The organism is Prochlorococcus sp. ALOHA_ZT_50 (genome assembly GCF_022447305.1).
In the GTDB taxonomy this organism is placed as follows: domain Bacteria; phylum Cyanobacteriota; class Cyanobacteriia; order PCC-6307; family Cyanobiaceae; genus Prochlorococcus_A.
Genome location: NZ_JAKVCI010000029.1, coordinates 1 through 16,218 on the forward strand (window position 1 = coordinate 1; position 16,218 = coordinate 16,218).

Here is a 16,218-nt window from a genome sequence, read left to right on the forward strand (position 1 = left end):
GTATGCCAGGAATGGGAGGTATGCCAGGAATGGGAGGTATGCCAGGAATGGGAGGTATGCCAGGAATGGGAGGTATGAGTGGTAATAAGCCAATGAAAAAACAAAAAAATAATAAAAAGAAAAAAGGTTTTGCCGATTTATAGTTTCTATATTTTTACCTTTAAATGATATTATTATTAAAAACGCATTAATTTAAGATGATTAAATTGCGCCTTAAGCGCTTTGGAAAGAAAAAAGAGGCAAGTTTCAGAATTGTTGCATGCAATAGTACTTCCAGAAGAGATGGTAGACCTCTACAAGAACTAGGTTTTTATAATCCAAGAACTAAGGAAACCAGGCTTGACACAGAAGCTTTAAGAACAAGACTTACTCAGGGTGCTCAGCCAACTGATGTTGTGAGAACTTTATTAGAAAAGGGAGGGTTATTAGAAAAAACAGAAAGACCCTCTATCGCAATTGGTAAAGCAAAGTTAGAGAAGGAAAAATTAGCTAAGGCTAAAACTAAAGACGAAGAAAATGATAGTAGTAAAGCTGAAAGCGAGAGTAATGAAGCTGAAAGCTAGTGATTTGATAAATTTTTATTCTTATTCAATAACTAGATGAAGGAAGTTTCCAAAACTGGTCACTTCAAAATAGATTTGCCAAGCTCTGATGCCGCTACAGCATTATCTGGACCTGGTAATTCTTTCTTAAAAAAATTTGAGTCTCTTACAGGAGTTTCTTTAACTATAAGAGGCTTACAACTTGAGATGAACGGTGTCATATCTAAAATTGAGAGAGCCTCAGCATTAGTAGAACTAACAAGACCAATTTGGGAACAAGGGTTAGAAGTCCCAGAGGTAGATCTTAAAGCGGCTTTAAGTTCTTTAAATATGGGCGAATCGTCTTCACATGCTGAACTTGGAAAAAAAATTCTTGCGCGTTCCAAAGAAGGAAGATATTTAAGACCAAGAACTATAAGGCAAAAAGAATATGTTGAATCAATTGAAAACTTTGATCTTACGTTCGCAATTGGTCCAGCTGGAACTGGTAAGACATTTTTAGCAACTGTTTGCGCGGCAAGGCTATTGAACGAGAAAAAAATTGAAAAAATTGTTTTAACCAGACCAGCTGTAGAAGCTGGTGAAAGTTTGGGATTTCTACCTGGTGATTTGCAACAAAAAGTAGATCCATATTTAAGACCCTTATTTGATTCTTTACATAGTATTTTCGGGTTTGATAGAACAAATTCGTTAATTGATAAGGGAATTATTGAAGTTGCTCCTTTGGCATTTATGAGAGGAAGAACCTTAGATAATTCTTTAATTATCTTGGATGAAGCACAAAATACTACTTGCTCTCAAATGAGAATGTTTTTGACCAGATTAGGAGAGAGATCAAAAATGGTTGTAAATGGAGATATTACACAAATTGATTTAAAAAAAGATCAGGAAAGCGGCCTCATCGAAGCATCGAGAATTTTCTCTGAAACTCAAGGTATAAAATTTTGTTATTTAACTGTTGAAGATGTAGTTCGTCATCCTTTAGTTCAGAAAATTATTGAGGCTTATCAATAACTTTATAACTCTGGAGATCCGTACCCTGAAATTTTAAAAATCGAGTAGAATAGAATCATATTTAAAAAAGAAAATGCCAGCAAGTAGTAATTTCAATCAAGCTATTCGTGAAGCACAAACTAGTTCAATTGTTGGACCTAATGTTGTTCAAAAAGCTTTACCTTACGTAGGTGGAGGTATGGTTCTAACTTCTTTAGGCGTTTTAGCAGGTGTCTCACTCATAGCAACAAATCCTGGGCTTTTCCAGCCTCTTTCAATAGTTGCATTAATTGCAGAATTGATTTTGTTTTTTATAGCCACAAGTGCTGCAAATAATGCAAATAATGCGAAGGCTTTGCCTTTACTAACAGGCTTTAGCTTGTTAACTGGATTCACCTTAAGTGGAATAGTTGCTTTAGCAATAGGAACAATTGGTATTGGTTCTGTTGGAACAGCTGCCTTAGCTACTGGTATAACTTTCGTTATTGCCTCTTACACTGGCCAAAGAATGAGTGATAGTGTTGGTCAAGCACTAAGTGGGGTAGTTGGTCTTGGGTTGATAGGACTGCTTATAGCAATGTTTGTCCAATTAATTGGAGGATTCTTTGCTCCAGGAGTTTTTGGAGGTTCAGGACTCGAATTGATAATTGCAGGATTTGGAACTGTCTTATTTGTTGCAATGTCTTTCGTTGATTTCTATACAATGCCAAGAAGATATAATGATGATCAATACCTTGCAGGGGCTTTAGGTATGTATCTAACTTATATAAATCTTTTTGTTTTTATATTGAGATTAATGATTGCACTCCAAGGCGGTGGAAGAAGAGACTAAACACATTACGTAAATAACTAACCTAAAGCGTAGATTTGTTTCTACGCTTTTTTATTGGGCGATATCAAGAATTTGTTTTTTTATGAATTCCTTTTGCTCTGAGTCATACTTTACTGAATTATCAAAACTATTGCCCATATCATCTAAGTCTCTAAGGACTTGATTGACAGACTTTGTAACTGACTTAGTTTCTAGCAGTCTTAAAATAGCCTTACATCTATCTGAAATGTTTTCCGATGTTATCTCATATTCATGATTATTATCTCTTCGATGAATAATAATTTGAGCGGAACTCATTATTAAATTTTTTACTACTATTTCTGTTACAGCATCACCACCTTCGTTCAGTTTGTAAATTAGTGAAAAAGGAAGTTTATCTAACAAAAAACAATCTTTATCTGATAAAGCGTATGCAAAAAATCCTCTGAGTCCATTTCTTGTTTTAGTTAGCTCTGCGATTCTATCTGCTAAAACCTCTTCGCTGAGTAAATCTTCACCCCACTCTTTGCACCATTGTGCGGATATGTTTATTGCTTGCGTGAACGAAGCTTCTTTTAAATTTATGGTTTTTTTTTCCATTTTTGATCAGAATTTTATTATTGATGCATTAAAAGTCTTTGGCCAATTATAGATCTGGGTTTGTAACTTTACTAGGAAGGCCAAATGTTGGTAAATCTACTTTAATAAATAAATTGATTGGAGAAAAAATAACAATTACTTCTCCAATAGCGCAAACTACTAGAAATAAATTAAAAGGAATACTTACTACAGACAATGGGCAAATAATTTTTGTTGATACGCCAGGTGTTCATAAACCTCATCATCGACTTGGAGAGATATTAGTAAAAAACGCAAAATCTGCAATTAATGGAGTTGATATGGTAATTTTTGTAATTGATTCAAGTGAAGAACCTGGTAGAGGTGATGAATATATTTTGAACTTTCTAATCGCAAATAAAACTGAGTTTATTGTTGCATTAAATAAGTGGGATTTGGTTAATAAAGAATTTAGGAATTTACGATTAGATCAATATAGAAGATTTTTTGGAATTAATAGAAACTTTCAAATTGTAAGTGCTTCTCAAGGAGAGGGATGTTCTGAACTAGTCGATATGGCACTTAATTTTCTTCCAGAGGGACCAAAACTTTATGGCGAAGAGACGATTTGCGACCAACCATTAGATAACTTATTATCTGATTTAGTAAGAGAGCAGGTATTAAAAAATACAAGAGAAGAGGTACCTCATAGTGTCGCAGTAAAGATAGAAAAGAGAGAGGAAATGAAAAGAAAAAATGGCAAAGTTTTTACAGCTATTTTGGCTACTATTATTGTTGAAAGATCAACTCAAAAAGGCATTCTTATTGGAAAGAAAGGTTCAATGTTAAAAATGATTGGTCAGTCAGCAAGATCAAATATGTCAAAATTAATTGATGGTCCAGTTCACCTAGAGTTGTTTGTGAAAGTTGTTCCAAATTGGAGAAAAAAAGAATCAAGGTTAATTGAGTTTGGTTATGAGGAAGATTTCTAGATGAGTGGTTTTAATTTTGATGTAATTACATTGTTCCCTAAAGCTTTTGAATTAATAAATAATTTAGGGGTCATAACAAAAGCTCTAGATAAGAATTTGATCGATGTAAATTTACATGATTTGAGAGAATATGGAGAAGGTTCTTACAGACAAGTAGACGATAAGCCTTATGGAGGAGGAGCAGGTATGGTATTAAAACCTGAACCTATTTATAAGGCATATGAATCAATTAGAAAATTACCTAAAAGTAAAACTTTGCTGATGACCCCACAGGGTAAAGTCTTAAAGCAAAAGGATCTTGCGAGATGGTCCACTTTGGATCAAATAATAATTATTTGTGGTCAATATGAAGGTTTTGATGAAAGGATTAGATGTTTAGCTGATGAAGAGATATCGATAGGCGATTATGTACTTTCTGGAGGTGAAATACCCGCTATATCAATAATTAACGGTTTGACTAGATTATTACCAGGAACTCTTGGTGATCCAGACTCCTTAGTCGATGAGAGTCATAATTCTTCTTTATTAGAATATCCTCAATACACAAGGCCTTTAACTTTTAAAGATATGAAAGTGCCAGATATTTTAGTGAGCGGTAATCATGAAGAGATTAAATCGTGGAGAAGAAAAAAAAGTTTTGAAAGAACATTGGAGAGAAGAAGTGACTTAATTTCAAATGAAAACTACAAAAAATCCCCACAAAGTAAGAGAATAATAAAAGAAAATAATCAATTCATGAAATTTAGAATAGGTAATGGATACGATATTCACAGACTAGTAGAGGATAGAGATTTAATTATTGGAGGTGTAAAATTGCATCATCCTGAAAATTTAGGATTGGATGGTCATAGTGATGCTGATGTTTTAAGTCACTCAATAATGGATGCATTATTGGGAGCACTTTCGTTGGGCGACATAGGAAAGTATTTCCCCCCATCTGATGAAAAATGGAAAAATGCTGATAGCTTGTTTTTGTTATCAAAAGTAATTGACTTGATAAGACAAGATGGTTGGGAAATAAATAATATTGATAGTGTTCTTGTTGCTGAAAGGCCAAAAATCATGCCACATATAAAACTAATGAAAAAAAACATTTCTGAAATTTTAAATATTGATGAAAATTTAATTGGGATTAAAGCAACCACGAATGAAAAATTGGGTCCAGAAGGGAGAGAAGAGGGTATAAGTTGCCATTCAGTAGTTCTTCTTGAGAAAAAATGAGATTTAATTTAAATTTGAAAAAAAAAATTCAAAGATTTTGTTTATTATTAATTTGCTTAGTAGTTTTAATTTTTCAATCTGATATTCCCAATTTAAAAGCTCTTACAATGGATAATTTTCAAAGTGAAATGGTCATAGAGGAATTAAGACTTAAAGTACCTGCTGATGTAAAAGCAGCTTGGCTAAATGCGGAAAAAGAAATATGGGAGCCATGGTTATCTTCTCAAGATGGTTTTTTGGGTAGACAATTATTTTGGGATAAAGAAAAAGAAGAAGCTTTAATATTGGTAAATTGGAAAAGTAAGAAATTATGGAAAAGCATACCAATGTCAGAAGTAAATGTAGTTCAACAAAAATTTGAAGATAATGTTAAAGCTGCTCTAAATGTAGGCGAAAATCCTTTTGAATTAATTTATGAGGGAGAATTAGATAAGCAAAGATGAATTTTGATATCAAGTTTGATTTTCAAAGAAGAGATAGGCTTGGACTCATTGAGGCTATTTGGGGGCAAGATAAGAGTATCGACCAATTAGAGAGATTATCTGAAAATGTATTAAGTAAAAATGAGGTTGTTTTCATTACTAGGATTAATAGTGAAAAGGCTAATTATCTTTTAGATTTGTATGATGATGCACGATTCTATGAAGAAGCAAATTGCCTAACAATTGGGAAAAATTTTAATAAAATAATTACGAATAAAAAAGTTGCCATAATTTCAGGCGGCTCAAGCGATTTGGCCGTAACACTTGAAGCACAATTAGCGCTCGAAATTTATGGAGTGAATTGTCAATCTTTTATAGATGTTGGAGTAGCGGGACTTCATCGATTGATGAGTCAGTTAGAAGAAATTAATAAATATGATGTATTAATAGTTTGTGCTGGAATGGAAGGAGCTTTGGCAACAGTTGTGGGCGGATTGTTGGCTCAACCGATAATTGCAGTACCTGTCTCAGTAGGATACGGCGTTAGCAAGGATGGAGAAACTGCTTTAAATAGTATGTTGTCAAGCTGTTCTCCAGGTATTGCAGTTATGAATATAGATAATGGTTACGGAGCAGCAATGGCGGCTCTCAGAATTATTAAAAGTATTTCCTAAATAATTACTTTTTTTCTATTTCTAATAGGTTTTCTATCCATAAATTTAGTTGTTTTGATAGCATTCCTTCTTCTCTCATTTTGATTGCTTTTATCACGACTTCTGTATTTACCCACTCTGGAAATCTTTTCGGCATTTATTTTTATATTCAGTATTTTTAATTTGGTACAAATTTTTATAAAAACAAGATCTAAGTAACAAATTTAATCTTTTATGTTTGATTTTGTACCTAATCTAGACAGCTCAGATGAGGTATGTTCACTTTCTACATTTTTTAATCTTTCAATTAGCTCAGAGAGATCTTTATGTGCTAACTCCCCATTTTGCTCCCATTTTAGAGACCTTGAGTTGCTATCAATTTTTTCTTTCATTGTTAAATTTAAGTATTAAAAATATAAAACGAAAAAAGGAGAAATTTGGTTATTGTTTCAAGCCTAAACTTAAAAAAATATGAAGATTTTTAATATATTAAATATTTTTCTTTTATCCGCCACCAACTATTGAAACAATTTCTAAATTATCACCATCTTTAAGCTTCACTTTTTCCCATTTCATTGAATTTATAATTAAATTATTTAACTCCACTACAATTGTGTTTGGTTTATATCCCATATGGTGAAGAGCTGTAGATAGTAGAGCATTTTCTTGATCAAGTTCTATTTTTTTTTCTTCTCCATTTACCTTAATTTTCATGAGACAACTCTTTTAGAATCATAATAGCGTCTTCTTTAGGATCTTCAGAATTCATTAATTGCGAAACTAGGGCAACTTTTTTAAACCCATTTCTTTTTAAATATGAAATATTATTTGACTTGATTCCTCCAATAGCAAACCAAGGAATATTTAAATCCTTTGTTAATGTTTTGATATTTTCAATACCTAAAGGTTTTTTATTCTTTTTTGTTGTAGTTTCAAATACTGGTCCTATTCCTATGTAATCACAACCCTCCTTAAGAGCATTTGAAATATCAATTGCATTATTTGCACTTATACCGACAATTTTTGAATATCCTAATAGTTTTCTTGCGGTTTTTAAATCTAAATCGTCTTGACCAAGATGAATCCCATCAGCGTTAGATGCCAGAGCTATATCAAGTCTATCGTTAACGATAAACAAAGAATTATATCTTTTACATAGATTTTTAATCTGAATTGCTTCTTGAAGATGATCTTGATCAGTTCCCGTTTTAAATCTATGTTGAATAATTCTTACTCCCGCAATTAAAATCTCTTCTATTATTTCTAATAAATTGTCTTTTTGATCTGTGATTACATATAAGTCATTTTCTTTTAATATTTCCTCCGACTTCTTAAACTTGCTATAACTCAATAAGTCAATTTCAATAGTATAAATTTCATATCTAATTTCCGAAGCGATTTTTGAAAGCTCATGATTCTGTAGCCTTGAAAATTCTTCTATGACTCGTAATGCTTCTTGAACTCGGGCTGAATTAGAACTTATAATTTGCTCAGAAGTTTTTCTGTTGATTTGCTCTTGATGAGTCAATCCTTTACATTTGTCCTCAATGTGATTTCTAGATTGTTTATAAACTTCTAAATGATTTTTTCCTAAAATTTGTCTAAAATTTTTAATCTTTTCAACATATTTTTCTTTGCCTAGGCCAAATCTAGCCCAATCCTCTAATACTCTTAGTCCTTCTCTAGCTCTATCTAGATTAGCGTCAATAATTTGATAAATTCTTAAATCTTCAGCGTCTTTAGGATTGGAATTCAGCATTTGTAATTTATTTTTTGTAGTTTTTAAAAATTTTCAGAGCATTATCTCTATCTTTTTTAATTTGATTAGAAAGTTGATCTATATTTTTGAACTTGATTTGAGATCTAAGTTTTTCAACTGGTTCTACAGATAGATTTAAACCATATAGATCGATATCTTTATTTATTAAATGAACTTCAACTGCAGATGGCAATAAAGGATTTATTGTTGGTTGAGAGCCAAGATTCATAACAGATTCAATTTTTTTGTTGGAATTTTCTATGGTTGTCCAAGATGCGTAAACTCCTTCTCCAGGTAAAAATTTTCTGCCATCTATTTCAAGATTTGCGGTAGGCCATCCTATACTTTTCCCAATTCCTTTACCTTTAACAACCTTTCCATTAAAACTATAAGGCCTATTAAGAATTTTGAAAGCATTTTTCAGATCACTTTTCTCTAATAGATCTCTTATTCTGCTGCTGCTGATTCTACCTTCCTTGTCTTCTAAAATTGGAATAATTTTTAGTTTAATATCCGTATCCTTAATCATATTTTTTATTGTATTTATATCTCCACTTCTTCTGAAACCAAATTTAAAATTAGCACCTACAGAAATGTTTTTTGCTTGTAATTGATTTATCAAAATATCTCTTACGAATCTTTCTGCACTTAATTTGGATAGTTCCATATCAAAAGGAATCAGAACTAATTGTTCAATCCCCAGATCTTCAAGAATAGATAGTTTTTCATAAGGGAGATCAAGTCTAAGACGCGTCTCTTTGTAAAGAACTTCTCGGGGATGAGGCCAGAAGCTTGCAATTGTTGGGGTATATTGATTTTCTTCAACTACACTTTTTATTAATTGTCTGTGGCCAGCATGAAGGCCATCAAAACTTCCAATAGCTATTGAGGTAGGACTCTTAACTTCAGATGGCGATATTAAAGAGATCAAAAGATTACGTGCAATTTTATGATTTTAGTGGCAAATTTGGATTGATTACAGTTTATTCAATCAAATGAATGTCTGACAAAATTGATTTTCAGTCCCTTTCATTTGGAATGCGGCGCATTGGATGGATACGCTTTTGGGTTCAGTCCATTTTAGGTGTTGTTGTTGCAGCTGTTTTGCTTTTTTCAAATGTTGTAAATAACAGCGAAGGACAGCTTGGCTTAGCGCCTGGTCTATCACTTACAACAATATCCCTGATTTTACTACTTTTTAGTCTTTGGCAAGGTTGGTTAATAGTTAGAACAGGAAGAGCAATCGCAAGCAACGCAAGACCCTCAAGAGGACAAACCGGTAAATTGATAAAACGAGGACTAATAGTTGATTTATTTGGAATTTTGTTTGGATTAATTGGATATCAAGCTCTTATGGGAGCCTTATTTATACAAGCATCCTCTCAAACAACTGGACAATTGATAACAGCGACATCTGATATCCCAATTACTGGTCTTGAAATATTATCAGTTCTCAGTAACACGCAAGTTATCGCTGCTCATTTTTTTGGACTTTGCTTTTCTTTATGGCTTTTAAGAAGGATTTACAAATGAATTATTAATTTTAGGTAAGTCATCTAAATTACCTCTCCAAAATAAATCTGGTTCTACAGGTGTAAGAGATATTTTATTTTCTTGTATTTGAGATACGTCACTGGGCCAGTTTTTTGGACCATAACCTTTTGATTTAAGATCTAAAACTACCTCACCTGCTAACCAATAATAATCGTCACCCCTTGGGTCTTCCCTTTTGGAAAATTGATTTTTATATTTTCTTACCGATAATCTTGTCCAGGATAATTCTTTTATCTTGTTTTTTTCGCAGGGGGGTATGTTCAAATTTAATAAAAGTGAAGCTGGCCAACTATCGTTAATTGCTTGTTCGGCAATATTCATTGCAATTTCTCCAGCAAATTCAAAATTCTTCCATTTAAAACTAGCAACACTTATTGCCATGGAAGGAACATTTTCTAAAGTGCCTTCCATAGCTGCAGCGACTGTGCCTGAACAAAAAATATCTGTCCCTAAATTGGGTCCGTGATTTATTCCGGATAGTACCAGATCAGGTTTATGATCCAAGAGTTCAGATAGTGCTAATTTGACACAATCAGCAGGTGTGCCGGAACATCCCCAAGCTTCAATACCCTCTCCAAATAATTCGTCAGCTTTTTCCACTCTTAATGGGGATTGTAAAGTAAGACCATGACCAGTAGCTGATCTTTCTTGGTCAGGACATACTACTTTTACCTTATGTCCTCTTTTTTGGGCTGATTTTGCTAAAGCTCTTATCCCCGCTGCGAAAACACCATCATCATTGCTAATTAATATATTTAACGGTTTCATTAATCAAGACATTTTATTTATGGACGATATTTAAGTAAGATAAAGCAATACTTATTTTTACTATATCAGTGAGTCAAATTGAATCATTAAGTCAAATTGAGGAAAAACTAAATAATCTTTCTCTAACAGCAAAAAATAATATAGATAATTCTAATACTCATGAAGAACTGGATCAATTGAGAGTTTCCTTGCTAGGGAAAAAAGGTGATTTATCAATTATTTTGAAAACAATGGGTCAATTATCTGCTACTGATAGACCAATTATTGGCCAGAAGGCAAATTTAATAAAGATAAATTTGCAAGAACTAATAACTGAAAGAAAAAATAAACTAAACAGCGAAGCCTTAGATAAAAAGATTAAAAAAGAAAAAATTGATGTAACTATCCCTTCAATTGGAACACCCCCTGGGAATAAACATCCTTTGATTTCAACTCAAGACGAAATAATAGATATTTTTTGTGGTTTAGGATACTCAGTTGAAAGTGGCCCTGAAATAGAAACTGATTTTTATAATTTTGAGTCTCTCAACATACCCAAAAATCATCCCGCAAGAGATATGCAGGATACTTTCTACTTAGATGAAAATCGACTTTTAAGGACCCATACTTCTCCTGTTCAGATAAGGTACTTAGAGAAGAATCCTCCTCCAGTAAGAATTATTGCTCCCGGGAGAGTATATAGGAGAGATGCAGTAGATGCTACTCATTCCCCTGTATTTAATCAGGTTGAGGTTTTATGTATCGATCAAGACATTAATTTTAGTCATTTAAGAGGAACAGTTCTTACATTTTTAAAGACCTTTTTTGGAGATATTCCTGTAAGATTTAGAGCTAGTTATTTCCCATTTACTGAACCTTCAGCAGAAGTAGACGTCCAGTGGAAAGGTAAATGGTTAGAAGTAATGGGTTGCGGAATGGTTGATCCAAAGGTCTTAGAAAAATTAGGAATAGATTCTGAGAAATGGACTGGTTTTGCAGCAGGATTAGGAGTTGAGAGATTTTGTATGGTGAGACATCAGATCGACGACATCAGAAAATTTTATACAAATGATATTAGATTCTTAGAACAGTTCTAATAGTATTTAATTTTTAAATTAGGATTGTCCAACAAATTAGTTTAAGATAGTCCTAGTTTTAATTTTTTGATTGGTACGTAAAGCAGGACTAATCGTTAATGATGGAAAGGAACTAGCTGTTCAAACTGCAACTTCTGTTCAAAAAAAATTGGAAAAATCTAATTTTGAAGTTGTAAGAGTTAGTAGCTCTGGAGGGATGGTTGGTTTCGCAAATCCTGATCAACATGTTCGTCCTTTGGGATATACGAATTGTGTCCCTGAGGGGTTTGATTCATCAATGGAATTTGCAATTGTTCTTGGCGGAGATGGGACTGTGCTTTCTGCTGCAAGGCAAACGGCACCTGCTAAAATTCCAATTCTTACAATAAATACTGGTCATTTAGGATTTCTTGCGGAAGCTTATTTATCTAACCTAGATGAGGCTATAGATAAAATAATTGCTGGAAATTGGGATATTGAAGAAAGAACTTGCTTTATCATTAGTGTAATGAGGAATGATCAGAGGAGATGGGAGTCTCTCTGTCTTAATGAGATGGCTCTTCATAGAGAACCTCTGACAAGTATGTGTCATTTTGAGATTTCTATAGGGCGACATGCTCCTGTGGATATTTCAGCTGATGGAGTAATTTTATCTACTCCAACTGGTTCTACCGCCTATTCTCTAAGTGCTGGAGGACCAGTTATCACACCTGATTGTCCAGTCGTGCAATTAACTCCAATTGCTCCACATTCATTGGCATCTAGGGCATTGGTTTTTAATGATTCAGAGCCAGTAACTGTTTTCCCTGCAACTCCTGAAAGGTTAGTAATGGTTGTTGATGGAAATGCTGGTTGTTATGTTTGGCCTGAAGATAGAGTTTTAATAAGAAAAAGTAAACACTCAGTAAAATTTATTAGACTTGAAGATCACGAATTTTTCCAAGTTTTAAGAAATAAACTAGGTTGGGGTTTGCCCCATGTGGCTAAACCTGACAAATAACAATTACTTAAATTTATTTTTTCCCTTTTAATAGAAAAACAGGATTATTTGGTTCTAATCTCATTCCCTCAGCAATACTTAAGCTTTTATAGGTCTGAATTAAATTTAAATTTGTTTTGAAATTTTTATCTTCTAATTCCTCTTTCAATTCTTTAATAGTTTGAATGTCAATTATTGGGATAACGATAATATCTCCAATACTCATACTCTGAGCCAAAGTATCAATTATTAGAAGTTTAGTCTCTTTATTACATCCTCCAATTACTAATCTATTAGGTTTTTCAAGAGAACTTAAATTATTCATATTCAAGATGCAATTTATGTCTTCCTCAAAAATAAATTTTGGTTTAACGCCAAGCCTTTTTGAGTTTTCTAGTATTAATGCTTTTGAGCCAATCCTTTTATCGATACAAAACAAATCTAAATTAGGCCTTAATTTTAATGCCTCTAAACCAATTGACCCACAACCTGCTCCTATATCCCAAATGACACCATTTTTTGGGAGCTCTAGATCAGCTAAGATTTGAATACGAACCTCCCTTTTAGTTAATAAGTTTGGTCTATCATCAAAAGTCTTAAAAATATGGTCACTGATTCCGAAAAGAGGGAGATTATTATTTGAGTAATTTTTCTTTGTTTTTGTAAGAACAACAATGTTCAAACTTGATATATCAGAGGGTAATGATTCTTTAAGATTTAATTTTCTTATATTTTCTTTGTCGAAGCCTATTTCTTCACAGAGCCAAAAATCATAGAAGTCAATAAGATTTAATTCTGATAAGTTTTTTTTGATTATTTCTAAACTTTTGTTATTTGAATCTGTAATAATAGCCAAACTTGAAGGCCTTGCTTTAAGAGCCTCAACTAACTTAGTAGAATCTCTGCCGTGAATACTTACATTAACAGTATCTTGCCATGGGATCTTTAACTTACTAAATGCTAATTGAATGCAAGTATTTGAAGGGTAGAAACTTAATTCATCTTTTGAAAAATTTTCTAGTAATATTCTCCCAATTCCAAACCAAAGTGGATCTCCTCTAGAAATTAAAATAACATCAGTTTTTTGAGATCTAAGCCAGTTAACAAGTTCGTTATTACTTTTGCTCGAAAAAAATGATTTCTTTTTTAATAAACCATCTTCGCTCCATGATTTAATTTCTTCAAAATATGAATTTGGAACTGCAATATTTTCTGTTTCTAAAAATAGATTTTGTAATTTGAAAGATAGATCCTCAAATTTATAAGAATTAATCCCAATTACATGAATTTTTCTATTAACTTCAGTCATCAATATTTAATGAAATGGAACTAAATTGTTTGAATGTTTTATTAAATTATCTTATTATTATTCGAGTTATCATAGTAAATTAATTGTCTGAAAGGAGAAAGAGATTACATGATTTATTGTTAACTCTAATTAATAAAGATAGTGAATTTGAGTTTATTGAAGAAGATTCTAGCGATTTAACATCTAGCTATTCTGAAAAAGACACTTTGAATTTATCTCGAGTTATAGAAAAAAATCGTAAAATAATCAAAAGATATCAAGCTATTGTAAGAACAGCTGTAACTCTTGATGCCCTGATGGATTCTGAAAATGAAGAAAATTACAAAATCAAATAAAAATATTTTTTTAAAAGGAATATTACCTTTACTTTTACTACTATCCTTTATTTTTAACCCATTAAAAGTATCTGCAGAAGTTGCAGAAACAGAAATAAATGGGGAATTAATAAATGCTAGTAGTGAGTTTTTAAGGGACTTGGACTTTGAAACTTGGCAATTAGTAGCTTATAAATCACCTCTTTTTGAAGATAAATTGATCTTGAGAGTAATAGGATATCCAGGAAATCTTAGGATTGATCATCCCACTGACTTGAGGGTTGAATCAGGGAGAAAACAGTGGCTTTTAGATGATAAAACATTACTTAATGTGGAATTAGCAAATGATGGAAGACAAGCTGCAGCAGAATTCGATCTTGATGAATTGATTAAAAATTTAGATAAAAATAGACCATTAAGATTATCTTTGTCGGGAGTTTTTTCTGAGTTACCTGTTCCTCCTTTTGTTGTTAAAGAGTGGAGATCAATAAACTGAATTTGATTTTTGGAGATGTCTGAAAAAAATGTAAGCCATACAAAATGGATGAAAAGAGCAATTTTTTTGGCTTCTTTAGGCAAAAATACAACGAGTCCAAACCCAAGGGTGGGAGCAGTGATACTTGATAAGAATGGAAAGCTTATTTCAGAAGGGTTTCATTTCAAGGCAGGGATGCCTCATGCAGAGGCAATGGCTTTTAATAATTTAAAAAAAGATGCTAAAGGTGGGTCAATTTATGTAAATCTTGAACCTTGTTGCCACCAGGGTAGAACACCTCCATGTGTAGATAAGGTGATATCCTCTGGGATAAAAAAGGCTTATATATCTATTGAAGACCCTGATGTAAGAGTCGCTGGTAAAGGTATTAAGCTGCTAAAAGAAGCTGGAATACAAGTTCACTTAGGATTATGTAAAAAAGAATCCTTAGATCTAAATAAGGCTTTCATTCATAGGAATATTACTAAAAAGGCATTTGGTGTTCTTAAATGGGCAATGAGTATTGATGGAAGAATAGCTTTAAAAAATGGAAAAAGTAAATGGATTACTAATGAAGAATCAAGGGCATTAGTACACTCTTTTAGAGCAGAATTTGATGCAATAATCATTGGTGGAAACACATTAAGAAGAGATAATCCCCTCTTAACTACTAGAGGTTTAAAAAATCCTGAGCCTTTGCGGGTTGTGTTTACAAAAAGTTTAGACCTGCCAACAAAATCTAATCTTTGGGATTGTAATAAGGCAAAAACATTAGTTATTTATGATTCTTCTACAGCAAATGAAAACTACCTCACTAGGATTCCAAAGTCTGTTGAAGTTGAAAAGGTATCATCAGATAATCCAGAGTTAATTTCAAAAATACTTGCTAAAAGGGGATGTAATAATGTTTTGTGGGAATGTGGCCCTCGATTGGCTACTGCCGCTATTAAATCTAATTGTATTCAGGAAATTATTACTTTTATTGCTCCAAAAATTTTAGGTGGAGAAAATAGTATGAATCCCCTTGGGGATTTTGAGTTTGGAGAAATGCATGAAATTATTAAATTAAGCGAATCTCAGCTTAGTTTGATTGGTGATGATATATGCGTTAAGAGTTTATTCAAAAATTAATTTTTAAGATATTTATTTGGGTTAAAGTACCGTACGGTTCTTACCCAAAAAAAACAATACAGATACGGAAACTGTTGGTTTAGTTTATAATAAGTTCAAATTTGCCCACAATTATGCCAATAAGACAAGACGATAATCAACCTAATAGAAGATTTGGAATTGTAAATATCATTTTGATAGGAGTTGGAGCATTACTTTTATTTAGTAGCCTTTTCCCTAATCAAAATATGCAAATCCCTAGGGTTCCTTACTCTTTATTTATAGATCAGGTTAATGATGGGGAAGTTAAGCGTGCATATATCACTCAAGAACAAATTAGATATGAGTTAAATGGAGCTGAAGAAGGCGCCCCTTCTGTTTTAGCAACAACCCCAATTTTTGATATGGACCTTCCACAAAGGTTAGAAAGTAAAGGGGTGGAATTCGCTGCTGCTCCTCCCAAAAAACCTAATTTCTTCTCAACCATTTTGAGTTGGGTTGTTCCCCCTTTAATTTTTATACTTGTTTTACAATTCTTCGCTAGAAGAAGCATGGGAGGCGGAGGTGCTCAGGGAGCTCTAAGTTTTACTAAAAGTAAAGCAAAAGTTTATGTACCTGATGACGAATCAAAAGTCACATTTGCAGATGTTGCTGGAGTTGATGAGGCCAAGGACGAATTAACTGAAATAGTTGATTTCTTAAA

22 protein-coding genes are annotated in these 16,218 nt (G+C 32.7%); 14 read left to right on the forward strand and 8 right to left on the reverse strand.

What is annotated here, in order from left to right:
- Positions 1–197: 197 nt before the first annotated feature.
- The 3 genes from rpsP (at position 198) to MK115_RS07705 (ending at position 2,367) form a co-directional block, all read left to right on the forward strand.
- Positions 198–563, forward strand: a complete 366-nt coding sequence (gene rpsP, locus MK115_RS07695; protein WP_025933864.1) for a 30S ribosomal protein S16 — start codon at positions 198–200, stop codon at positions 561–563.
- 36 nt (positions 564–599) lie between these two features.
- Positions 600–1,556: a PhoH family protein gene (locus MK115_RS07700; protein ID WP_287610644.1), complete on the forward strand. Its 957-nt coding sequence runs from the start codon at positions 600–602 to the stop codon at positions 1,554–1,556.
- A gap of 73 nt (positions 1,557–1,629) precedes the next feature.
- The gene (locus MK115_RS07705; RefSeq protein ID WP_011818901.1) at positions 1,630–2,367 is read left to right on the forward strand and encodes a Bax inhibitor-1/YccA family protein; all 738 of its coding nucleotides are present in this window, start codon (positions 1,630–1,632) and stop codon (positions 2,365–2,367) included.
- A 51-nt stretch (positions 2,368–2,418) separates the two neighbouring features.
- Here MK115_RS07705 and MK115_RS07710 read toward each other — a convergent pair whose 3' ends face one another.
- Positions 2,419–2,946, reverse strand: coding sequence for a sll1618 family protein (locus MK115_RS07710; protein WP_287610645.1), 528 nt, complete (start codon positions 2,944–2,946; stop codon positions 2,419–2,421).
- A gap of 38 nt (positions 2,947–2,984) precedes the next feature.
- On the opposite strand from MK115_RS07710, the gene era reads away from it, so the two are divergent.
- Genes era through larB form a run of 4 tightly spaced genes read left to right on the forward strand, consistent with a single transcriptional unit; the run spans position 2,985 to position 6,213 of the window.
- Entirely contained in the window at positions 2,985–3,896 is a 912-nt protein-coding gene (gene era / locus MK115_RS07715; protein WP_287610646.1) for a GTPase Era, read from the forward strand.
- Positions 3,897–5,117, forward strand: a complete 1,221-nt coding sequence (gene trmD, locus MK115_RS07720; RefSeq protein WP_287610647.1) for a tRNA (guanosine(37)-N1)-methyltransferase TrmD — start codon at positions 3,897–3,899, stop codon at positions 5,115–5,117.
- On the forward strand, positions 5,114–5,560 hold the full coding sequence (locus tag MK115_RS07725; RefSeq protein ID WP_287610648.1) for a TIGR03792 family protein: 447 nt from the start codon (positions 5,114–5,116) through the stop codon (positions 5,558–5,560). The genes trmD and MK115_RS07725 overlap by 4 nt, the downstream gene beginning before the upstream one ends.
- Positions 5,557–6,213: a nickel pincer cofactor biosynthesis protein LarB gene (gene larB, locus MK115_RS07730; RefSeq protein WP_287610649.1), complete on the forward strand. Its 657-nt coding sequence runs from the start codon at positions 5,557–5,559 to the stop codon at positions 6,211–6,213. Before MK115_RS07725 ends, larB begins: the two co-directional genes overlap by 4 nt.
- A 4-nt stretch (positions 6,214–6,217) precedes the next feature.
- Here the strand turns inward: larB and MK115_RS07735 are convergent, their stop codons facing one another.
- From MK115_RS07735 to MK115_RS07755, 5 genes are all read right to left on the reverse strand, one after another.
- Positions 6,218–6,349 carry a hypothetical protein gene (locus tag MK115_RS07735; RefSeq protein WP_011376917.1) on the reverse strand — a complete coding sequence of 44 codons (132 nt, stop codon included), beginning with the start codon at positions 6,347–6,349 and terminating at the stop codon, positions 6,218–6,220.
- Between the two features lie 67 nt (positions 6,350–6,416).
- Positions 6,417–6,584 (reverse strand): DUF8633 family putative protein, encoded by a 168-nt coding sequence (locus MK115_RS07740; protein WP_011863393.1) that lies wholly within the window; start codon positions 6,582–6,584, stop codon positions 6,417–6,419.
- 112 nt (positions 6,585–6,696) lie between these two features.
- Positions 6,697–6,906, reverse strand: coding sequence for a sulfur carrier protein ThiS (gene thiS / locus MK115_RS07745; RefSeq protein WP_287610651.1), 210 nt, complete (start codon positions 6,904–6,906; stop codon positions 6,697–6,699).
- The gene (locus tag MK115_RS07750) at positions 6,896–7,951 is read right to left on the reverse strand and encodes a thiamine phosphate synthase (protein WP_287610652.1); all 1,056 of its coding nucleotides are present in this window, start codon (positions 7,949–7,951) and stop codon (positions 6,896–6,898) included. The genes thiS and MK115_RS07750 overlap by 11 nt, the downstream gene beginning before the upstream one ends.
- A gap of 7 nt (positions 7,952–7,958) precedes the next feature.
- On the reverse strand, positions 7,959–8,882 hold the full coding sequence (locus tag MK115_RS07755; protein WP_287610653.1) for a bifunctional riboflavin kinase/FAD synthetase: 924 nt from the start codon (positions 8,880–8,882) through the stop codon (positions 7,959–7,961).
- 68 nt (positions 8,883–8,950) lie between these two features.
- On the opposite strand from MK115_RS07755, the gene MK115_RS07760 reads away from it, so the two are divergent.
- On the forward strand, positions 8,951–9,484 hold the full coding sequence (locus tag MK115_RS07760; protein WP_025935335.1) for a DUF3611 family protein: 534 nt from the start codon (positions 8,951–8,953) through the stop codon (positions 9,482–9,484).
- Here the strand turns inward: MK115_RS07760 and surE are convergent.
- Positions 9,464–10,273 (reverse strand): 5'/3'-nucleotidase SurE, encoded by an 810-nt coding sequence (gene surE / locus MK115_RS07765; protein WP_025882046.1) that lies wholly within the window; start codon positions 10,271–10,273, stop codon positions 9,464–9,466. The two genes, MK115_RS07760 and surE, sit on opposite strands and share 21 nt — an antisense overlap.
- Positions 10,274–10,341: 68 nt before the next feature.
- On the opposite strand from surE, the gene pheS reads away from it, so the two are divergent.
- Both pheS and MK115_RS07775 read left to right on the forward strand, forming a co-directional pair.
- Positions 10,342–11,349 (forward strand): phenylalanine--tRNA ligase subunit alpha, encoded by a 1,008-nt coding sequence (gene pheS / locus MK115_RS07770; protein ID WP_287610655.1) that lies wholly within the window; start codon positions 10,342–10,344, stop codon positions 11,347–11,349.
- A 70-nt stretch (positions 11,350–11,419) separates the two neighbouring features.
- Positions 11,420–12,328 carry an NAD(+) kinase gene (locus MK115_RS07775; protein WP_025891904.1) on the forward strand — a complete coding sequence of 303 codons (909 nt, stop codon included), beginning with the start codon at positions 11,420–11,422 and terminating at the stop codon, positions 12,326–12,328.
- Positions 12,329–12,341: 13 nt separating this feature from the next.
- On the opposite strand, the gene cbiT is transcribed toward MK115_RS07775, so the two are convergent.
- Positions 12,342–13,616, reverse strand: a complete 1,275-nt coding sequence (cbiT, locus tag MK115_RS07780) for a precorrin-6Y C5,15-methyltransferase (decarboxylating) subunit CbiT (RefSeq protein ID WP_287610656.1) — start codon at positions 13,614–13,616, stop codon at positions 12,342–12,344.
- 83 nt (positions 13,617–13,699) lie between these two features.
- Between cbiT and MK115_RS07785 the strand changes: the two genes are divergently transcribed.
- The 4 genes from MK115_RS07785 to MK115_RS07800 all read left to right on the forward strand — a co-directional run.
- On the forward strand, positions 13,700–13,951 hold the full coding sequence (locus MK115_RS07785) for a DUF8678 family protein (RefSeq protein ID WP_011863384.1): 252 nt from the start codon (positions 13,700–13,702) through the stop codon (positions 13,949–13,951).
- Positions 13,926–14,426, forward strand: a complete 501-nt coding sequence (locus MK115_RS07790; RefSeq protein ID WP_287610658.1) for a DUF3122 domain-containing protein — start codon at positions 13,926–13,928, stop codon at positions 14,424–14,426. The genes MK115_RS07785 and MK115_RS07790 overlap by 26 nt, the downstream gene beginning before the upstream one ends.
- A 15-nt stretch (positions 14,427–14,441) precedes the next feature.
- Positions 14,442–15,536 carry a bifunctional diaminohydroxyphosphoribosylaminopyrimidine deaminase/5-amino-6-(5-phosphoribosylamino)uracil reductase RibD gene (gene ribD, locus MK115_RS07795; protein ID WP_287610659.1) on the forward strand — a complete coding sequence of 365 codons (1,095 nt, stop codon included), beginning with the start codon at positions 14,442–14,444 and terminating at the stop codon, positions 15,534–15,536.
- A gap of 113 nt (positions 15,537–15,649) precedes the next feature.
- Positions 15,650–16,218: ATP-dependent metallopeptidase FtsH/Yme1/Tma family protein (locus MK115_RS07800; protein ID WP_287610660.1), on the forward strand; the 569-nt coding region annotated here is incomplete at its 3' end.